At 69.8% G+C, this 17,025-nt stretch carries 10 protein-coding genes; 4 read left to right on the top strand and 6 right to left on the bottom strand.

Annotated features, from left to right (window positions below; genetic code table 11):
- Positions 1 to 33 precede the first annotated feature (33 nt).
- The 3 genes from KL788_RS13320 to KL788_RS13310 are packed head-to-tail and all read right to left on the bottom strand — an operon-like array spanning position 34 to position 3,894.
- Positions 34 to 1,341 carry an amino acid deaminase/aldolase gene (locus tag KL788_RS13320; protein WP_428846125.1) on the bottom strand — a complete coding sequence of 436 codons (1,308 nt, stop codon included), beginning with the start codon at positions 1,339 to 1,341 and terminating at the stop codon, positions 34 to 36.
- Positions 1,342 to 1,391: 50 nt separating this feature from the next.
- Complete coding sequence (gene mnmA / locus KL788_RS13315; protein WP_293172690.1) at positions 1,392 to 2,549, bottom strand: tRNA 2-thiouridine(34) synthase MnmA; 1,158 nt, start codon at positions 2,547 to 2,549, stop codon at positions 1,392 to 1,394.
- A 34-nt stretch (positions 2,550 to 2,583) separates the two neighbouring features.
- Entirely contained in the window at positions 2,584 to 3,894 is a 1,311-nt protein-coding gene (locus tag KL788_RS13310; protein WP_293172687.1) for a cysteine desulfurase family protein, read from the bottom strand.
- A 122-nt stretch (positions 3,895 to 4,016) separates the two neighbouring features.
- Here KL788_RS13310 and glgX point away from each other — a divergent pair, with 122 nt between their 5' ends.
- Positions 4,017 to 6,065 (top strand): glycogen debranching protein GlgX, encoded by a 2,049-nt coding sequence (gene glgX / locus KL788_RS13305; protein ID WP_293172684.1) that lies wholly within the window; start codon positions 4,017 to 4,019, stop codon positions 6,063 to 6,065.
- Positions 6,066 to 6,094: 29 nt separating this feature from the next.
- Positions 6,095 to 6,589: a Cys-tRNA(Pro) deacylase gene (gene ybaK / locus KL788_RS13300; RefSeq protein WP_293172681.1), complete on the top strand. Its 495-nt coding sequence runs from the start codon at positions 6,095 to 6,097 to the stop codon at positions 6,587 to 6,589.
- A gap of 28 nt (positions 6,590 to 6,617) precedes the next feature.
- Here the strand turns inward: ybaK and glgP are convergent, their stop codons facing one another.
- On the bottom strand, positions 6,618 to 9,170 hold the full coding sequence (gene glgP / locus KL788_RS13295) for an alpha-glucan family phosphorylase (RefSeq protein ID WP_293173360.1): 2,553 nt from the start codon (positions 9,168 to 9,170) through the stop codon (positions 6,618 to 6,620).
- A 515-nt stretch (positions 9,171 to 9,685) separates the two neighbouring features.
- Here glgP and KL788_RS13290 point away from each other — a divergent pair.
- Both KL788_RS13290 and glgB read left to right on the top strand, forming a co-directional pair.
- A complete protein-coding gene (locus KL788_RS13290; RefSeq protein WP_428846124.1) occupies positions 9,686 to 11,707 on the top strand; it encodes an alpha-1,4-glucan--maltose-1-phosphate maltosyltransferase in 2,022 nt (673 codons plus the stop codon).
- Positions 11,707 to 13,929 carry a 1,4-alpha-glucan branching protein GlgB gene (gene glgB / locus KL788_RS13285; RefSeq protein WP_293172678.1) on the top strand — a complete coding sequence of 741 codons (2,223 nt, stop codon included), beginning with the start codon at positions 11,707 to 11,709 and terminating at the stop codon, positions 13,927 to 13,929. Before KL788_RS13290 ends, glgB begins: the two co-directional genes overlap by 1 nt.
- A gap of 12 nt (positions 13,930 to 13,941) precedes the next feature.
- On the opposite strand, the gene KL788_RS13280 is transcribed toward glgB, so the two are convergent.
- Together KL788_RS13280 and KL788_RS13275 are read right to left on the bottom strand one after the other, a co-directional pair.
- On the bottom strand, positions 13,942 to 14,847 hold the full coding sequence (locus KL788_RS13280) for a tetratricopeptide repeat protein (protein WP_293172675.1): 906 nt from the start codon (positions 14,845 to 14,847) through the stop codon (positions 13,942 to 13,944).
- An 11-nt stretch (positions 14,848 to 14,858) separates the two neighbouring features.
- Positions 14,859 to 16,898, bottom strand: a complete 2,040-nt coding sequence (locus tag KL788_RS13275; protein ID WP_293172672.1) for a hypothetical protein — start codon at positions 16,896 to 16,898, stop codon at positions 14,859 to 14,861.
- Positions 16,899 to 17,025 lie beyond the last annotated feature (127 nt).

The raw sequence follows: 17,025 nt of genomic DNA, 5'->3' as shown, positions 1-17,025 counted from the left end.
GGGTTGCGTGCGCCTCGGTCGCGCTGCTCTCGCTCACAAGAACACCTGCCCTTCGCCGCGATACGTCGGCAGCTCGCCCACCACCCGGTCGCCGTCGACGACGTGGAAGGCGTCGAGGTGCTCGCTGAGCTCCCCCGCCTTCGTGTGGCGCAGCCAGACCTTGTCGCCCACGTGCAGCGTGCGGGCGGCGGCCCCGCGCAGAGGAGTCTGTACTTCTCCGGCACCCTCGGAGCCGAGCATCCGCAGGCCTTCGGGCCACACCACCTGCGGAACGCGGTCGGCGCCCGCGGGCCCGCTCGCGATCCAGCCGCCGCCCAACAGCGTGGCGATGTCGTCGGTGGGGCGGCGCACGACCGGCAGGGCGAACGCAGCAGCGGGCGCGGGCGTGAAGCCGCGGTACGTGTCGAACAGGTGCGGGCCCATGAGTCCGCTGCCGGCGGCGAGCTCGGTGACGCTGGGGTCGGCGGCGGTCGACTCGAGGCTTCCGGTGCCGCCGCCGTTCACGAACTGCAGGGGCGTGCCCGCGGCCTCGGCGATTGCGCGCACGGCGGCGACGGCACGACCACGACGGTCGGCAAGCTCGGCACGAGACCGTCGCTGGATGCCGCGCACGAGCGCACCGCGCACCGGCCGCCCCGGCGGCGCGTCGCCGAGACCGGCGATCTGCGCCTCATAGGCCATGACCCCGACGAGCGTGAAGCCGGGGCGCTCGGTGACCGTGCGGGCGAGGGCAGCGAGCTGCTCAGGTTCGTGCAGCGGACTGCGTCGCACCCCGAGATGGCCGAGCGGGCCGCGCCAGCTCGCATCGAGTTCGAGCGCGATGCGGATGCTCGGCCTCGCGCCCGGCGGGGTGACCGAGTCGATCAGATCGAGGTGGGCGACGTCGTCGATCATGAGTGTTACGCGCGCGGCCAGCTGCTCGTCGGCCGCGAGCCGCGCGAGGGCCGCGCGATCGGTCGTGGGGTAGCCCAGCACGACGTCGTCGATGCTGCCGTCCGCGCTGCCCGGGGTGCCCGCGCTCGTGCCGCCCGTCGCGCGCGGGGTCGCGAGCCACAGCGCCTCGGGCAGCGTGTAGGCGAGAACTCCCGCGAAGCCGGGGTGCGCGAGCACCGCGTCGAGCAGGCCGCGCACGCGGATCGACTTGCTCGCCACCCTGATGGGCACTCCCCCGGCACGACGCACGAGGTCGGCGGCGTTGAACGCGAATGCCGCGCGATCGATGACGCCCAGCGGCGGGTCGAGGTGCGCCGTTGCGGCGGTCAAGCGCGGCCAGAAGTCGGCGGGCGCGGCGCCAGGGCGCGTCGCGGGCGCGTCAGTCAGGCGCAGCAGCTCGGCGGTCACGGCGCCAGTCTAGAGAGCGGCGGGCCCCGCGAGGCTCGGTGCGCCTGGCCCTACTGCGCCGCGACGAGGTCGGCCGCGACCGTGCGGTCGATCGTGCACTGTCCGAGCACACGAGTGCCTACGTAGATGACCGCGGTTTGGCCCGGCGCGACGCCGAGCAGTGGCTCGCTGATCGTGACGACGAGCTCGCCATTGGCGACGCGCGCGACCGCGGGCACGGGGTCGGCGTGAGCGCGCACCTGCACGTGGCAGTCGAACGGCAGGAGGGCATCCGGAGCATCGGGCCCCGCAGAATTGTCGACGGCGGTGATGCCGCTCGCGACCGGGTCGAGCCCCGCCCACGTGAAGCGCCGCCCGGCGAGCTCGCGGATCGCGAGCGCCTCGCGCGGGCCCACGACGACCTCGTTCGAGCTCGGGCGCACCTCGAGCACGAAGCGCGGGCGACCATCGGGTGCGGGCACGCCGAGGTTGAGTCCACGGCGCTGACCGACCGTGAAGCTCGTGGCCCCGTCATGCGCCCCCACGACCTCGCCCGATCGGTCGACGATCGTGCCTTCGGTGGGCGGGATGCGGTCGGCGAGCCATCCGCGGGTGTCGCCGTCGGGAATGAAGCAGATGTCGTGACTGTCGGGCTTCTGCGCCACCGTCAGCCCCCGCGCCTCGGCCTCGGCGCGCACGACGGCCTTCGACGGCGTCGTGCCGAGCGGAAACATCGAGTGCGCGAGCTGCTCGGTTGTCAGCACGCCGAGCACGTACGACTGGTCTTTGGCCTCGTCCGATGCGCGGTGCAGCTCGCGATTGCCCGCGGCGTCGGTGACGATGTGGGCATAGTGGCCGGTTGCGACGGCGTCGAAGCCCAGCGCGAGAGCCTTCTCGAGCACGGCCGCGAACTTGATGCGCTCATTGCAGCGCATGCAGGGGTTCGGGGTGCGACCCGCGGCGTACTCGGCGATGAAATCGTCGACGACGTCGGCGCGGAAGCGCTCGCTGAAATCCCACACGTAGAAGGGGATGCCGAGCTTTTCGGCCGCTCGACGCGCGTCGAGGCTGTCTTCGATCGTGCAGCAGCCGCGCGCTCCGGTGCGCAGGGTTCCGGGCATGCGGCTGAGCGCCAGGTGCACGCCGACGACGTCATGGCCGGCGTCGACCGCGCGCGCAGCGGCCACGGCGCTGTCGACGCCGCCGCTCATCGCTGCCAGAACTCGCATGCTTCCAGGGTACGCGGCTCCGCTTGGTGCGCGCTCAGCGGCCCAGGCGCGGAACCTGCGCCGCGAGACCCGCCGCCTGCGCGCGCTCGACCGCGGCCGGCAGCGCAGCCAGCAGCGCGTCGATCTCGTCGACCGTGGTCGCCGGGCCGAGGGTGACGCGCAGGGCGCCGCGAGCATCCGCTTCGCTCAGCCCCATCGCGAGCAGCACGTGCGAGGCCTCGGGAACCCCCGCCTGGCACGCCGAGCCCGTCGAGACGGCGAAGCCCGCCGCATCGAGCAGCATGAGCAGCGAGTCGCCCTCGGCGCCCGGCACGGTGAAGTGCAGGGTGCCGGGCAAGGCGAGGGCATTGAGCTCGGTCGAGTCGAGGCGGCCGCCCGAGGCATGAGCCGCGTCGCCGGAGTGCGCATCGGTCATCGCCCGAGCGACCGCGCCCGCGGCCCCGCTGATCACCGCCTGCGGCACCGACCGACGGATGCCCTCCGCGAGCCGCTCGCGCAGCGCGCGCTTGTGCTCCGCACGCTCGTCGAGCTCGGCGTGAGCAAGCTCGGCCGCGACAGCGAAGGCCTCGGCGCCCGCGGCGTCCATGGTGCCCGAGCGCCCGCGCTGCTGCGAGCCGCCGTGCAGCAACGGCACGACCTCGGCCGTGCGACGCAGCACGAGCGCCCCGACCCCGACGGGTCCGCCGACCTTGTGGGCTGATATCGAGACGGCCGACACCCCGTGCGGCAGCGGATCGAGCCGCACCTGCCCGTAGGCCGCGATCGCATCGACGTGCACGGGTACGCCGACTGCCGCAGCGAGCGCCGCAGCCTGCGCGACCGGCTGCAGCGTGCCGACCTCGTTGTTCGCCGCGAGCATCGTGAGTAAGGCCACGTCAGAACCGTCGCCGAGCGCCTCGGTCAGGTGGTCGAGGCGCAGGGCTCCGAGCTCTTCGACCTCGAGCCAGACCAGTTCGGCGCCCTCGTGCTGGGCGAGCCACTCGACCGCGTCGAGGGTGGCGTGGTGCTCGGCGCGCGGCACCAGCAGGCGCGATCGAGGTCGCGCGTCGCCCGAACCGGCAGCACGCGCGCCGCCCGGGCGCGATGCTGACGCGTTGCGAGCCCAGAACATCCCCTTGATCGCGAGGTTCACCGCCTCGGTGCCGCCGCCCGTAAACGTCACCTCGATCGCCTCGACGCCGAGTGTTGCCGCGATGCGCACGCGAGCGTCGTCGACCATGGCGCGCGCCCGCTGGCCGGCCGAGTGAATCGACGAAGGGTTGCCCTGCAGCTCGAGAGCGTCGAGGTAGGCCTCGCGCACGGCCGCAGGCATCGGCGAGGTGGCGGCGTGGTCGAGGTAGATCACGGGGCCTCCTCTCGGCAGGGGTGCGACACGGGTGTGCGACACGGCGCTGCGGGACCGATCGCCGACAAGCGTCGCGGGGGCGGTGAACAGCGCGCGGTGCCAGTTGACCTAGCCTAAGACGCATGGCCTCGATGGATGCGCTCGGGCACCTCGGGGTGCGGCAGACCTCGCGCGGCGGCGAGCTGCGCGTCTGGAGCGAGCACGCAACTTCGATGCAACTGTGCATTCTCGCGGCCGACGACCCCTCGTGGATCACCGAGACGCACGAGCTGCAGCGCAACCGCTTCGGAGTCTGGCGCACGACGACGCGATCACTCACCCCGGGCACGCGCTATGCCCTGCGAGTCGACGGCCCGACCGGCCCGACCCACTCTTACGACCCCGAGCGCCTGCTGCTCGACCCGTATGCGCGCGGCCTTGCCCGCACCCCCGACGGCGACTGGCGCGCCTATGTGCAAGACGACGCCTTCGACTGGGGCGGCGCGCAGAAGCCGCGCATCCCCCTCGATCACACGGTGCTCTACGAAGCGCACGTCAAGGGCCTCACCAAACTCGCCCCCGAACTGCCCGACGACCTGCGGGGCACCTACGCGGGGCTCGCACACCCCGCCACGATCGCGTACCTGAAAGACCTCGGCATCACGACGATCGAGCTGCTGCCCGTGCATCAGTTCGTGAGCGAACAGCGCCTGCAGGGCCAGGGGCTCATCAACTACTGGGGCTACAACACCCTCAACTTCTTCACCCCGCACGCGGCCTACGCCACGCGCCACGCGCAGTTCGGCGGCACGGGCGCGGTGCTGCGCGAGTTCAAGGGCATGGTCAAGCTGCTGCACGAGGCCGGCCTCGAAGTCGTGCTCGACGTGGTCTACAACCACACCGCCGAAGAGGGGCCCGAGGGGCCGACCACGAGCCTGCGCGGCATCGACAACGCCGCCTACTACCGCCACACCCCCGACGGCGACTACATCGACACCACCGGCTGCGGCAACACCGTCGACTTCTCGCGCCCCGCCGCCCAGCGCCTCGTGCTCGACTCGCTGCGCTACTGGGCGAACGAAGTGCAGGTCGACGGCTTCAGGTTCGACCTCATGGCGACGCTCGGGCGCGATGCGAACACCGAGTTCGACCCCGGGCATCCTCTTCTGCGCGCGATTCTCGACGACCCGGCCCTGCAGGGCGTGAAGATGATCTCAGAACCCTGGGATGTCGGCATGGGCGGGTGGCAGGTCGGCAACTTTCCGGCCGGGTACCACGAGTGGAACGACGGCTTTCGTGACCGGGCGCGCGCGTTCTGGCTCACCGACATCGGAACCGACCGCAGCCACGGATTGGCGCCCGAAGGCATCGGATCGCTCGCCCGCCGCATCACGGGCAGCGCGCACGTCTTCGCCGAAGAGCGCGGACCCCTCGCGAGCGTCAACTTCATCACCGCGCACGACGGCTTCACGATGGCCGACCTGGTCTCGTACAACGCGAAGCACAACCTCGGCAACGGCGAAGACAACCGCGACGGCACCGACAACAACCGCTCGTTCAACCACGGCGTCGAAGGCCTCACCGACGATGCCGTGATCACGACCGTGCGCCGCAAGGCGATGCGCAACCTCATGGGCACCCTGTTGCTGAGCGCGGGCATGCCGATGATCACCGCCGGCGACGAGATCGGGCGCAGCCAACGCGGCAACAACAACGCCTACTGCCACGACAGCGAGCTCACCTGGCTCGACTGGCAACACGACGGCTGGCAAGAAGACTTGTATCGCGTGACCCGTCGACTGCTGCAACTGCGGCGTGAGAACCCCGCGCTGCGCCCGCTGCGCTACGGCCGCTGGGGCGAGACCGTGCCGAACGCGACGCAGATGGACTGGTACAACAAGGACGGCGAAGCGATGACGATGGAGGACTGGGATTCACCTGAAGAGCGCACCCTGCAGTACCTCGCGGCCTCCACGCCCGAGTTCGAAGACTTCAACCGCATTCTGCTCATCGTGCACGGCCTCGAAGTCGAGGTCGACGTGAGGCTGCCCGCCCACGAGGGCGTCGTCGGCTACACGGTGCTGTGGGACAGCTCGCACGACGACATCGCCCAGGTCGAGCCGCACCACACCCCGGGCGAGACCATCACCCTCGGGCCCACGTCGATGCTGCTGCTGCGGGCACATGACTGAGGGCTGCTGCGGAGGTCGGAGCACGGCTCATGGCTAGGTCGGCACCGCAGGCAGGGCCGACGACTCCCGCGACGGTCGCGCTGACCGCTGCGGGCATCCCGTTCACCGCCCACACCTACGTGCACGACCCCGCGACGTCGAATTTCGGTCTTGAAGCCGCCTCCGCGCTCGGCCTTGATCCCGATCGGGTCTTCAAGACGCTGCTGGCTGAGGCGGACGGCCGACTGTGCGTCGGCATCGTTCCGGTGACGGGGATGCTCGATCTCAAGGCCCTCGCCGCTGCCGTCGGCGCCAAACGCGCCGTGATGGCCGACCCTGCCGTCGCCGAGCGCAAGACGGGCTACGTCGTCGGAGGCATCTCGCCCATCGGCCAGAAGACGGCGTTGCCGACCGTGCTCGACGAGACTGCCGAGCTCTGGCCGACGATCTTCGTCTCGGGTGGTCGCCGCGGATTCGACATCGAGCTCGCGCCCGATGCCCTGCTGCGCATCACGAGCGGTCAGGTCGCCGATATCGCGCGCTGACCGCCCGCGGCGGTGCTCAGTTCAGGGGTCAGTGCGCGACGGCGATGAGCCCGAGCTCGGCCGGGTTCGCCAGCAGAGCGTGGCGCGGTGTGACGCGCACCGTGTAGCCGAATGATCCCGCGCGCTCGAGCGAGACGGTTCCCGCGAAGGCGGCCGGCTGGCCGAGCTCGTGGTGTGCGAGCTCGAGCGGCTGACGGTGCACGTCGACGAGGTCATCGCCATTGCGAGCGCGACCGAAGGCCACCTCGACGAGCACGTCGTCGGCGGTCAGCCCAGCGAGCTGCACGTGCGCGCGCACCGTGAGCTGGTCGCCCACCTGCGGCGACTGCACTCCGCCCGACTCCACATGCGTCACGGCGACGTGCGGCCACTCTTGCGCCACCCGGGCTTTCCAGGCGGAGAGCTCACGAGCTGGGCGGTGATCGTCGGCCGTGATCGCACGCTCGGCGTGCGCCGCCGGCACGTAGAGGCGCTCAACGTACTCGCGCACCATGCGGTCGGCCGAGAGCTCGGGCGACAGGGTGGCGAGAGTGTGCCGGATGCTCTGCAGCCAGCGCTTCGGCAGGCCGTCGGCGTCGACGTCGTAGAACCTCGGGGCGATCTGGTGCTCGATGAGGTCGTACATCGCCTCAGCCTCGAGCTTGTCGCGCTCGGCACCGTCGCCCGCGGCATCGGCGGTCGGAATCGCCCAGCCGTTCTCGGCGTCGTAGTACTCGTTCCACCAGCCGTCGAGAATGGAGAGGTTGAGAGAGCCGTTGAGGGCCGCCTTCATGCCGGATGTTCCGCACGCCTCGAGCGGACGCAGCGGGTTGTTCAACCAGATGTCGGTGCCCGGGTACAGCACGCGGGCCATGCCGATGTCGTAGTTGGGCAGGAACACGATGCGGCGACGCACCTCGGGGTCGGCCGCGAACTGCACGAGCTTCTGAATCAGGGCCTTGCCGCTGTCGTCGGCGGGGTGCGACTTGCCGGCGATCACGAGCTGCACGGGGCGCTCGGGGTCGGTCAGGAGCGCGCGCAGGCGGTCTTGATCGTGGAGCATGAGCGTCAGGCGCTTGTAGGTGGGCACGCGACGCGCGAAACCGATCGTCAGCACGTCGGGGTCGAGCAGCTCGGTCATCCAGCTCGGTGCCGCGACGCCGGGGTTCTGCTCGGCCCACGCGGCGATCGTGCGTGCTCGTGCATCGCGCACGAGCTGCTCGCGCATCGCGCGGCGCACCGACCAGAGGTCGGCGTCGGTGACGGCGTCAGAGTTCCAGTCGCACGACGAGGTCTCGTAGGTGCCGAGCTTCTGCTTCGCGAGCGAGACCATGAGCGGGTCGGTCCACGTGGGCGCGTGCACGCCATTGGTCACCGAGGTGATCGGCACGTCATCCTGATCGAAGCCCTCCCAGAGCGCTCCGAACATGCCCCGCGAGACGTCGCCGTGCAGCTGCGAGACACCGTTGGCGCGTTGCGCGAGCCGCAGGCCCATGACGGCCATGTTGAAGACGGCAGGGTCGCCGCCTTCGTAGTCTTCGGTGCCGAGCGCGAGCACGTCGGGTGCACTCACCCCGGGCAGCAGCGAGGTCGAGAAGTAGCGCTCGATGAGCTCGCCGTCGAAGCGGTCGATGCCCGCGGGCACGGGAGTGTGGGTCGTGAAGAGTGTGCCGGCGCGCACGATCTGCAGCGCCTCGTCGAACGAGAGGCCGTCAGAGATCAGGTCGCTAATGCGCTCGAGCCCCAAGAAGCCTGCGTGGCCCTCGTTCGTGTGGAAGACCTCGGGGGCAGGGGTCTGCGAGAGCTCGACGTAGCGCTTGATGGCGCGCACGCCGCCGATGCCGAGCAGCAGCTCTTGCAGCAGGCGGTGCTCGCCGCCGCCGCCGTAGAGCCGGTCAGTGACGCCGCGCAGCTCGTCGGTGTTGTCGTGAATGTCGGTGTCGAGCAGCAGCAGCACGACGCGGCCGACGGTCATCTGCCAGACCCGCGCGTGCAGGGCGTCGCCGCCGGGAAGCGTCAGCGAGACGCGCGCCGCACTGCCGTCGTGCTCGCGCAGCATCTGCATCGGCAGGCCGTCGGGGTCGATGACGGGGTAGGTCTCTTTCTGCCAGCCGTCACGGTCGATCGCCTGGCGGAAGTAGCCGGCGCGGTAGAACAGACCAACGCCGATCAGCGGCACCCCGAGGTCGCTCGCGCTCTTGAGATGGTCGCCCGCGAGAATGCCGAGGCCGCCCGAGTACTGCGGAATCGCCGACGCGATGCCGAACTCGGGCGAGAAGTAGGCGATGCGCGCGGGGGCGTCGTGCAACCCCTGGTACCAGCGGGGGTTCTCGAGATAAGCCGTGAGGTCGGCGCGCAGAGCTTCGGCGTCGGCGATGAACTGCGCGTCGTGGGCGAGCTCGTCGAGTCGAGCCGGGTCGACGCCGCCGAGCAGTGCGATCGGGTCGTGGTCGAGTAGTTCCCACCGCTCGGGGTCGATACGGGCGAACAGCTGCTTGGTCGGCTCGTGCCACGACCAGCGCAGGTTCGCCGCGAGCGCCGTCACGGCGTTCAACGATTCGGGCAGCACGGTTCGCACAGTGAAGCGGCGGATCGCCTTCACAGTCATCACTCCTCGACGTGGGGCGGGTGGGGGCACCCCGACCACCCACTCTAGGCGGGTCGAGCGCGAGTTCCGCAACCGGTTCCAGATTGGCGCCGAGCGAGCGCCGCCACCGCTGCGCGCACGCACTTCCGTCGCACCGAGATCGACCCCGCGTCGGCAGCCCGCCGTTAACCCGAACAGGACCGGCCTCGCACGGGGGCGAGACTCGGTCCTGTTTCACCACGCCATTCGGGTTGGCGTGGTCGTTCGGCGCGGGCGGCCCGCCGAGTTCGGGTCTCTCGGCGGTACGTCGCGTGCTCATCACACTGTATGCGTGCGCATACACGCCCGCCAGCTTCTGACGAAAGTTCGCGTACCCCGCGCGGGGTACATTTTGTCCGCCACATGGAGGACACACGCGGTTGTCGGCCTGGTTCACGTCGAATCGGCCCCCGCCCACCCGGTGCGGGCCGGCTCTGTCAACCATCTGCGGTCATCGCGCGCACGATTCACTCCCGGCGTAGGGTCGTAGCGTGGCAACGACGCATCGCTCCTCCTTCTCCCACCGCATCGGGCGCATCCCGATCCGTCACCTGAGCCCGGTTCAGCCGGAGAATCGATGGCCGAGCACCGCGTTCGTCGGCGAGGTGGTGCCGTTCGCCGCGACCGTCTTTCGCGAGGGCCATGACCTGCTCGGCGCCGAACTCGTGCTCACGGCCCCTGACGGCACCGACTCCCGCCACCCGATGAGCATCGGCGCGCCCGGCACCGATCGCTGGCATGCCGAGGTGCAGGTCGAGCAGCCCGGAGACTGGACGTGGCACGTCGAGGCCTTCGCCGACGACTGGGCCACGTGGCTGCACGCCGCAACCGTCAAGATCGCGGCCGGCGTCGACGTCGAGCTCATGCTCATCGCGGGCGCGCAGCTGCTCGAGCGCGCTATCGCCGATGCCGGCACGACGCCCGCCGCGGCAGTGCTCACGGAAGCCCGGGCGGCGATGCGCAAGATGACGCTGACCCCGAGCGCGCGGCTCGCCGTCGCCACCGATGCGCGTCTCGCCGCAGCGTTGGCCGAGCACCGCCCGCTCAGCCTGCGCACCGTGAGCGAGCAGCTCGTGCTGCGCGTCGAGCGCACGCGCGCCGCCGTCGGCAGCTGGTACGAATTCTTCCCCCGATCAGAAGGGGCCAAGCAGAAGCGCGATTGCTCCTGGCAGAGCGGCACGTTTGCGACAGCTGCGAAGCGCCTGCCGGCCGTCGCCGCGATGGGGTTCGACGTGCTGTACCTGCCGCCGATCCACCCGATCGGACGCGTCAATCGCAAGGGGCCCAACAACACGCTCACCCCTGGCCCGCACGACCCCGGCAGCCCGTGGGCGATCGGCTCTACCGAGGGCGGGCACGAGGCCGTGCATCCCGATCTGGGCACCGTCGCAGACTTCGAGGCTTTCGTCACCGCCGCCGCGCAGAACGGGCTCGAGATCGCCATCGACCTGGCGCTGCAGTGCGCGCCCGACCACCCCTGGGTTGCCGAGCACCCGGAGTGGTTCACGACACTGCCTGACGGGTCGATCCAGTACGCCGAGAACCCGCCCAAGAAGTACCAAGACATCTACCCGCTCAACTTCGACAACGACTTTGACGGCCTCAGCCGTGAGGTGCTCAAGCTCGTGCTGCTGTGGATCGACCGAGGGGTGCGCATCTTCCGGGTCGACAACCCGCACACCAAGCCGCTGCATTTCTGGGAGTGGCTGCTCGAGCAGGTGCGCCTCGTGCACCCCGACGTCGTCTTTCTCGCTGAGGCCTTCACCCGCCCCGCCATGATGCAGTCGCTCGGTGCCGTGGGCTTCCAGCAGTCGTACACCTACTTCACCTGGCGCAACACAAAGCGCGAGCTCGAGCAGTACCTGGCCGAGCTCAGCCACGAGACGAGCGCCTTCCTGCGCCCCAACCTCTTCGTCAATACCCCCGACATCCTCACCGAGTACCTGCAGTTCGGGGGCGTGCCGGCTTACAAGACCCGTGCCGCCATCGCGGCGACAGCGAGCCCCACGTGGGGCGTCTACAGCGGGTACGAGCTCATCGAGAACATCGCCCGACCCGGCAGCGAAGAGAACATCGACAACGAGAAGTACGAGTACAAGCCGCGCGACTGGGCTGCCGCCGCGAAGGCCGGAACGACGATCGCGCCCTATCTCACGAATCTGAATACGATCCGGTCGAGGCACCCCGCCCTGCGGCAGCTGCGCAACCTGACCGTGCATGCGAGCGACGACGAAGCGATTCTCGTCTACTCGAAGGTGCTGCCGGGGCGCTTCGTACGGAGTGGCCGCACCGACGGCATCATCGTCGTCGCCAACGTCGACCCGCACTCGGCTCGCGAGACCACGGTGCACCTCGATCTGGAGGCTCTCGGCCTCGAGCCCGGCGCGACCTTCGACGTGAAAGACCTCATCACGGGCGAGCGCTACCGCTGGGGTGCCGACAACTATGTGAGACTCGACGCTTTCATCGAGCCGGTGCACATTCTGCGCATCGACTACCCGAAGGGCATGTGATGGCCGAGAAGAAGACCACGCCAAAGAAAAACGCTCCCCCGATCGAGAGCTCGACGCCGTCCCTCCCACTTCTGCACCCCGACCATCGCCGAGCGCTCGTCGAGGGCAGGCACCCCCGGCCGCACGACGCATTGGGGCAGCACGTCGTCGGTGCAGGCTGGCTTGTGCGAGTCGTGCGCCCCCTCGCGGCAAGCGTCACGATCGTGCGCGCCGACGGCAGCGAACACGCGCTCACCCACGACGCCGACGGGCTCTGGCACGGGCTGCTGCCGGGCGGCCCCGCCGACGGTCAGGCCTACACGGTCAGCACGACCTACGACGGCGGACCCGACTGGCATGCCGATGACCCCTACCGCTTCGTGCCGAGCGTCGGCGACATCGACCTCTACCTGTGGGGTGAGGGCCGTCACGAGCAACTCTGGCAGGTGCTCGGCGCCCACCATCGCCCGCACGAGGGCATCGATGGCACGAGCTTCAGCGTCTGGGCGCCGCACGCCCAGGCCGCGCGCGTCGTGGGCGACTTCAACAGCTGGAACGGCGTCGGCCACGCGATGCGCCGCCTCGACGACAACGGCGTGTGGGAGCTCTTCGTGCCCGGGCTCGACGCCGGCTCGACGTACAAGTTCGAGCTGCTCACGGCCGAGGGCGCGTGGGTGACCCGCGCTGACCCCATGGCCCGCTACACCGAGACTCCCCCGGCCACGGCATCCGTCGTCGGCGACTCGCACTATGACTGGAACGACGGCGACTGGATGGCCCGCCGTGCGGCGAGCAACCCGCACGACGCCGCCATGAGCGTCTACGAGATGCACCTCGGCTCGTGGCGGCCCGGCCTCAGCTATCGCGAGATCGCCGACCCGCTCATCGACTACGTCACTCAGCTCGGCTTCACCCACATCGAGTTCATGCCGCTCGCTGAGCACCCCTACGGCCCCTCGTGGGGCTACCAGGTCACCGGCTACTTCGCGCCGACCTCCCGATTCGGGCACCCGGATGACCTCCGGTACCTGATCGACCGCCTCCACCAGGCCGGCATCGGCGTGATCATGGACTGGGTGCCGGCGCACTTTCCGAAAGACGAGTGGGCGCTCGGCCGGTTCGACGGTGCGGCCCTGTACGAGCATCCTGACCCTCGACGCGGTGAGCACCCCGACTGGGGCACCTACATCTTCGACCTCGGCCGTAGCCAGGTGCGCAACTTCCTCGTCGCCAACGCTCTCTACTGGCTCGAAGAGTTTCACATCGACGGCCTGCGCGTCGACGCCGTCGCGAGCATGCTGTATCTCGACTACTCGCGCTCAGAAGGCCAGTGGCTGCCCAACGCGCAAGGCGGGCGCGAGAACCTCGAGGCGATCAGCTTTCTGCAGGAGGTGACGGCGACCGCCTACAAGCGCGTGCCGGGCATCGTCATGATCGCCGAAGAATCGACCTCGTGGCCCGGCGTCACGAAGCCCACGAGCCAAGGCGGCCTCGGCTTCGGCATGAAGTGGAACATGGGGTGGATGCACGACACCCTCTCGTACATGGCGCGCAACCCCATGTGGCGTTCGCACCACCACGGCGAGATCACCTTCAGCTTCTTGTATGCGTTCAGCGAGAACTTCTTGCTGCCGATCAGCCACGACGAGGTCGTGCACGGCAAGGGCTCACTGCTCGCCAAGATGCCCGGCGACCAGTGGCAGAAGCTCGCCAACGTGCGCGCCTACCTCGCGTTCATGTGGGCGCACCCCGGCAAGCAGCTACTGTTCATGGGCCAGGAGTTCGGTCAGCCGAGCGAGTGGAGTGAAGAGCGCGGGCTCGACTGGTGGATTCTCGATCAGCCCGTGCACCAGGGGCTGCACCGACTCGTCAGCCAGCTCAACCGCGTGTACCGCGAGACGCCCGCTCTGTGGCAACTCGACAATTCTGCCGCCGGTTTCGAATGGCTCGAAGGCGGGGATGCTGGCAACAACGTCATCGCCTTCGAACGCCGCGACGCACACGGTGCGCCCATCGTGGCGGTCGTCAACTTCAGCGGCAACCCCGTCGAGTCGTACCGGCTGCCGCTGCCGCGCGAGGGCCGCTGGCGCGAAGTCATCAACACCGACGCTGGCGAGTTCGGCGGGTCGGGGGTCGGCAACTTCGGCAGCGTCGAGGCGACCGCCACGCCCTGGGGTGGGCGACCGGCCTCGGTCGAGCTGACCCTGCCGCCGCTCGCGGCGCTGTACTTGCAGCCGGAGTAGGTCTCCCGCGCGTCAGAACAGCAGTGCGGTGAGTGCGCGGCGAGCGACAATGGTGCGCTCGTCGTCGGCACCGACGATCTCGAAGAACTCGAGCAAGCGGGTGCGCACGAGTGCCTTGCCGTCGGCATCTGCCGTCGGGAAGACGCGCAGCAGGCGCGCGAAGGCGTCGTCGACGTGCCCTCCGCTGAGGTCAAGGTCGGCGACGGCGAGCTGAGCATCCACATCATCGAGCGCGGCGGCCCCCGCCGACCTCACCGCGGCCGCATCGAGGCCCTCGAGCCGCTGCAGCAGCGAGACCTGCGCAAGGCCGGCGACGGCGAGCTGATCGCGCGGGTTTTGGGCGATCGCCGTGCGATACGCGCTCGCGGCCTCGTCGTAGTCGCCCGCGCTGATCGCGTCGAAGGCCTGCTGGTGCAGCGGCGGCAACGGCGGCTCATCGGGCTCGTCGGCCGGCTCGGCACCCTCGGTCGGCACCATTCCGGTGACGCCGTTCTGCGCGGCGAGCTCGAGCACCTGGTCGAGCACCTGGCGCACCTCGGCGTCGCCGGGAATGCCGACGAAGAGCGGCAGCGGTCGGCCGCCGACGAGCGCAACCACGGCGGGAACCTGCTGAATCTGGAAGGCCTGCGCGAGTTGGGGGTTGCGGTTGCCGTCCACTGTCGCGAGCGCGAGCCGGCCGCCGTACGCCGCGATCACCGACCCGAGCACCGGAGCGATGTTGTCGGCGTAGAACTCGACGATCACGGGCACCGTGCGCGAGAGCTCGACCACCTCGCCGAACGACGCCTCATCGACGTCGCGGGCGATCGATGCTGGTGCGCCGGCGGCTGGTTCGCCTCCCGACGGAGCAGCAGGGGCCTGTGCCGCACGCACGAGCGACGACAGGTCGACGGCGCCTCGCAACGAAGCGCTGGTCATGCGGGGGTCGGTCACGATACCTCCGCGGCGTCGATGAGCCCCTGGGTGTAGCCGAGCTGCACGATGAGCGCGTCGCTGCCCACGGGAGGCACGTAGAAGAGCACCTGAATACCGTACGTCGCCGAGATGCCGCGCGTGCTCTGCGTGCGCCCCGCCAGAGCTGCCACCGGCGCGGGCGCGTTGATCGCGGCACCGGCCTGCGTGGGCGTGACGCGCTCAGACTCGGTGAGATACACGGCCACGAGCGCGCCGCCGTCGTTGGTCACGAACGAGACGATCTCGGCCTCACCCACGGCACCGTCGAACCGGATAGCCGCAGTCTCGGGCAACGCCGATCGCCGTGCGTTCTTCGCCGCGAGGCCGATCTGCTCGATAAGCGTGTCGCCCTCGACCTGGAACAACGGATACGACTCGCTCTCTTCACCGAGCAGCAGAATCTCGGAGTACCCGGCCGCGACGTCGGCGGGTGCGACCGCGAGCAGGGTCGTGTCGCTCTGCAGCACCGGGGTGCCCAAGGCGGCGGGGGCCACCTCCGGGCGCTCGGCATCTTCAGCGAGCGTGACCGTGACTGCGTAGTGCACCTTGTACTGACTGCGCGGGTCGTCTTGCACGAGCACGAGCGCGAGCGGCGGCGTGGCAGACTCTTCGCCTTCGTCATTCACCACGACCGGAGCCTGCACGATCGCGAAGACGCGGCGCGGCCAGGTGTCGCCCTCTTCGGGAAGCCGCTGGGGCAGGGTGATCTGCACGTCTCCGGTGGGGATGACCGGAAGGATGGCGTACTCGGCCTCATCGTCGCGAATTTCGTAGCTCGCCTGGCGCAGCTGCAGCGCAGGCCCCGCGAGTCGTGTCGCGGCGAGCGCCGGGTCGGTGTCGGTGTCGGCCTGCTCGAGGGTGGTGCCCACACGAGTAATGATGCGCTCGAGCTGGTTCTCGGTCACGGCCACTGCTGGGGTCTCCGTGCCGGGAGTCTCGGTCGGGGCCGGGGTCTGGCCGGCGAGCGTGGCTCCGCCGGTCGTGCAGGCACCGAGCAGGAGAGCGCCCGTGACCAGCACGGGCACGAGGGCCACGCGCGACGCCGCGCGACGGCCCTTGGGTCGGCCGATGAGGGTGCGCCCCGCCGGCAACCGGTAGCGCGACGGTTTCGGAACCTTGGGCATCTTGGGGGTCTTGCGCCGAGGGCCCCGCTGGCGACGCATGTGCAGGAGTGCCCAGAGCAGCAGGAGCAGCCCAATAATGAGCGCGGCGACACCGCCCAGAATCAGCACAGTCGAGAAGGGCGTACTCGAGTCGAGTGGCCACGTCACCGACACCTGCTGGGGCGCCGGCAGGGTGCCGTCGGAGACGATGAGCATCGAGACGTTCTCAGGCACGTTGAGGGTCACGCCCAGTTCGGCCTCGCCGAGGTAGTCGCCAAACCAGAGGTCGCCGCCGAACGGGCTCGGCACCGAGGCTTCTGTGCCCACCACGGTCTCGCTGACGAGCTCGCCCAGCTCTGCGTCGAAAGTCACGAGGTTGTACGTGGCGGGGCCCACCCAGGCCACGACATCGGCGGTGCGGCCGTACGCCGCGGCAATGGCATCGGTCTCGGTCGCCACGTCGCCTTCGGGCGCCACGGTCTGCGCCGGCGAGGGGTCGATCGCCGGGGTCTCCGACGGCTCCGGTTCCGGAATCGGGGGCGCGACGACGCCGCCCGTGATGGCGATCGTCTGTCGCCCCTCGTACGCGTTCAGGGCGGTGCCGTCGATGATGGTGACAGCAGCCGGGCTGTCGAGCTCGAGGCTCGAGGTGACGCGGTCGGGAGGCGCGAGGATCGTGCGCTGCGCGACCCCCAGTCCGACTCCGACGACGGCGACAAGGAAGAAGACGATGGCGGCGATGAATCGCACGGGGAAGCTCCTTTCGTGCTGGTTCGACGCGATCGAGCGATCGCGGGCCACGATCATCCGGCGGTAGAGGGGGTGATCACGGTGCAGGTGCACCGACTCTCCCCGCGCTCGACATCGGGCGATAACCGTCGAGACGACGGTCGACCAGCAGAACAACGACATTCCAGAATAGCCGATGCTCGCCTGGTAGCCCATTCGAGAGTCGAATGTGCGGGGACGACGGCCTCGCTTGAGCCGGTTCGCCTGCCCTCCTGCACGACTACACTCGAACGCATTCCCCCCTCGAACC

This window comes from Microcella sp. (assembly GCF_019739195.1).
Lineage (GTDB): Bacteria > Actinomycetota > Actinomycetes > Actinomycetales > Microbacteriaceae > Microcella.
Note: the sequence above shows the minus strand (reverse complement) of the source record. Positions and strands in the feature narration are given on the sequence as shown.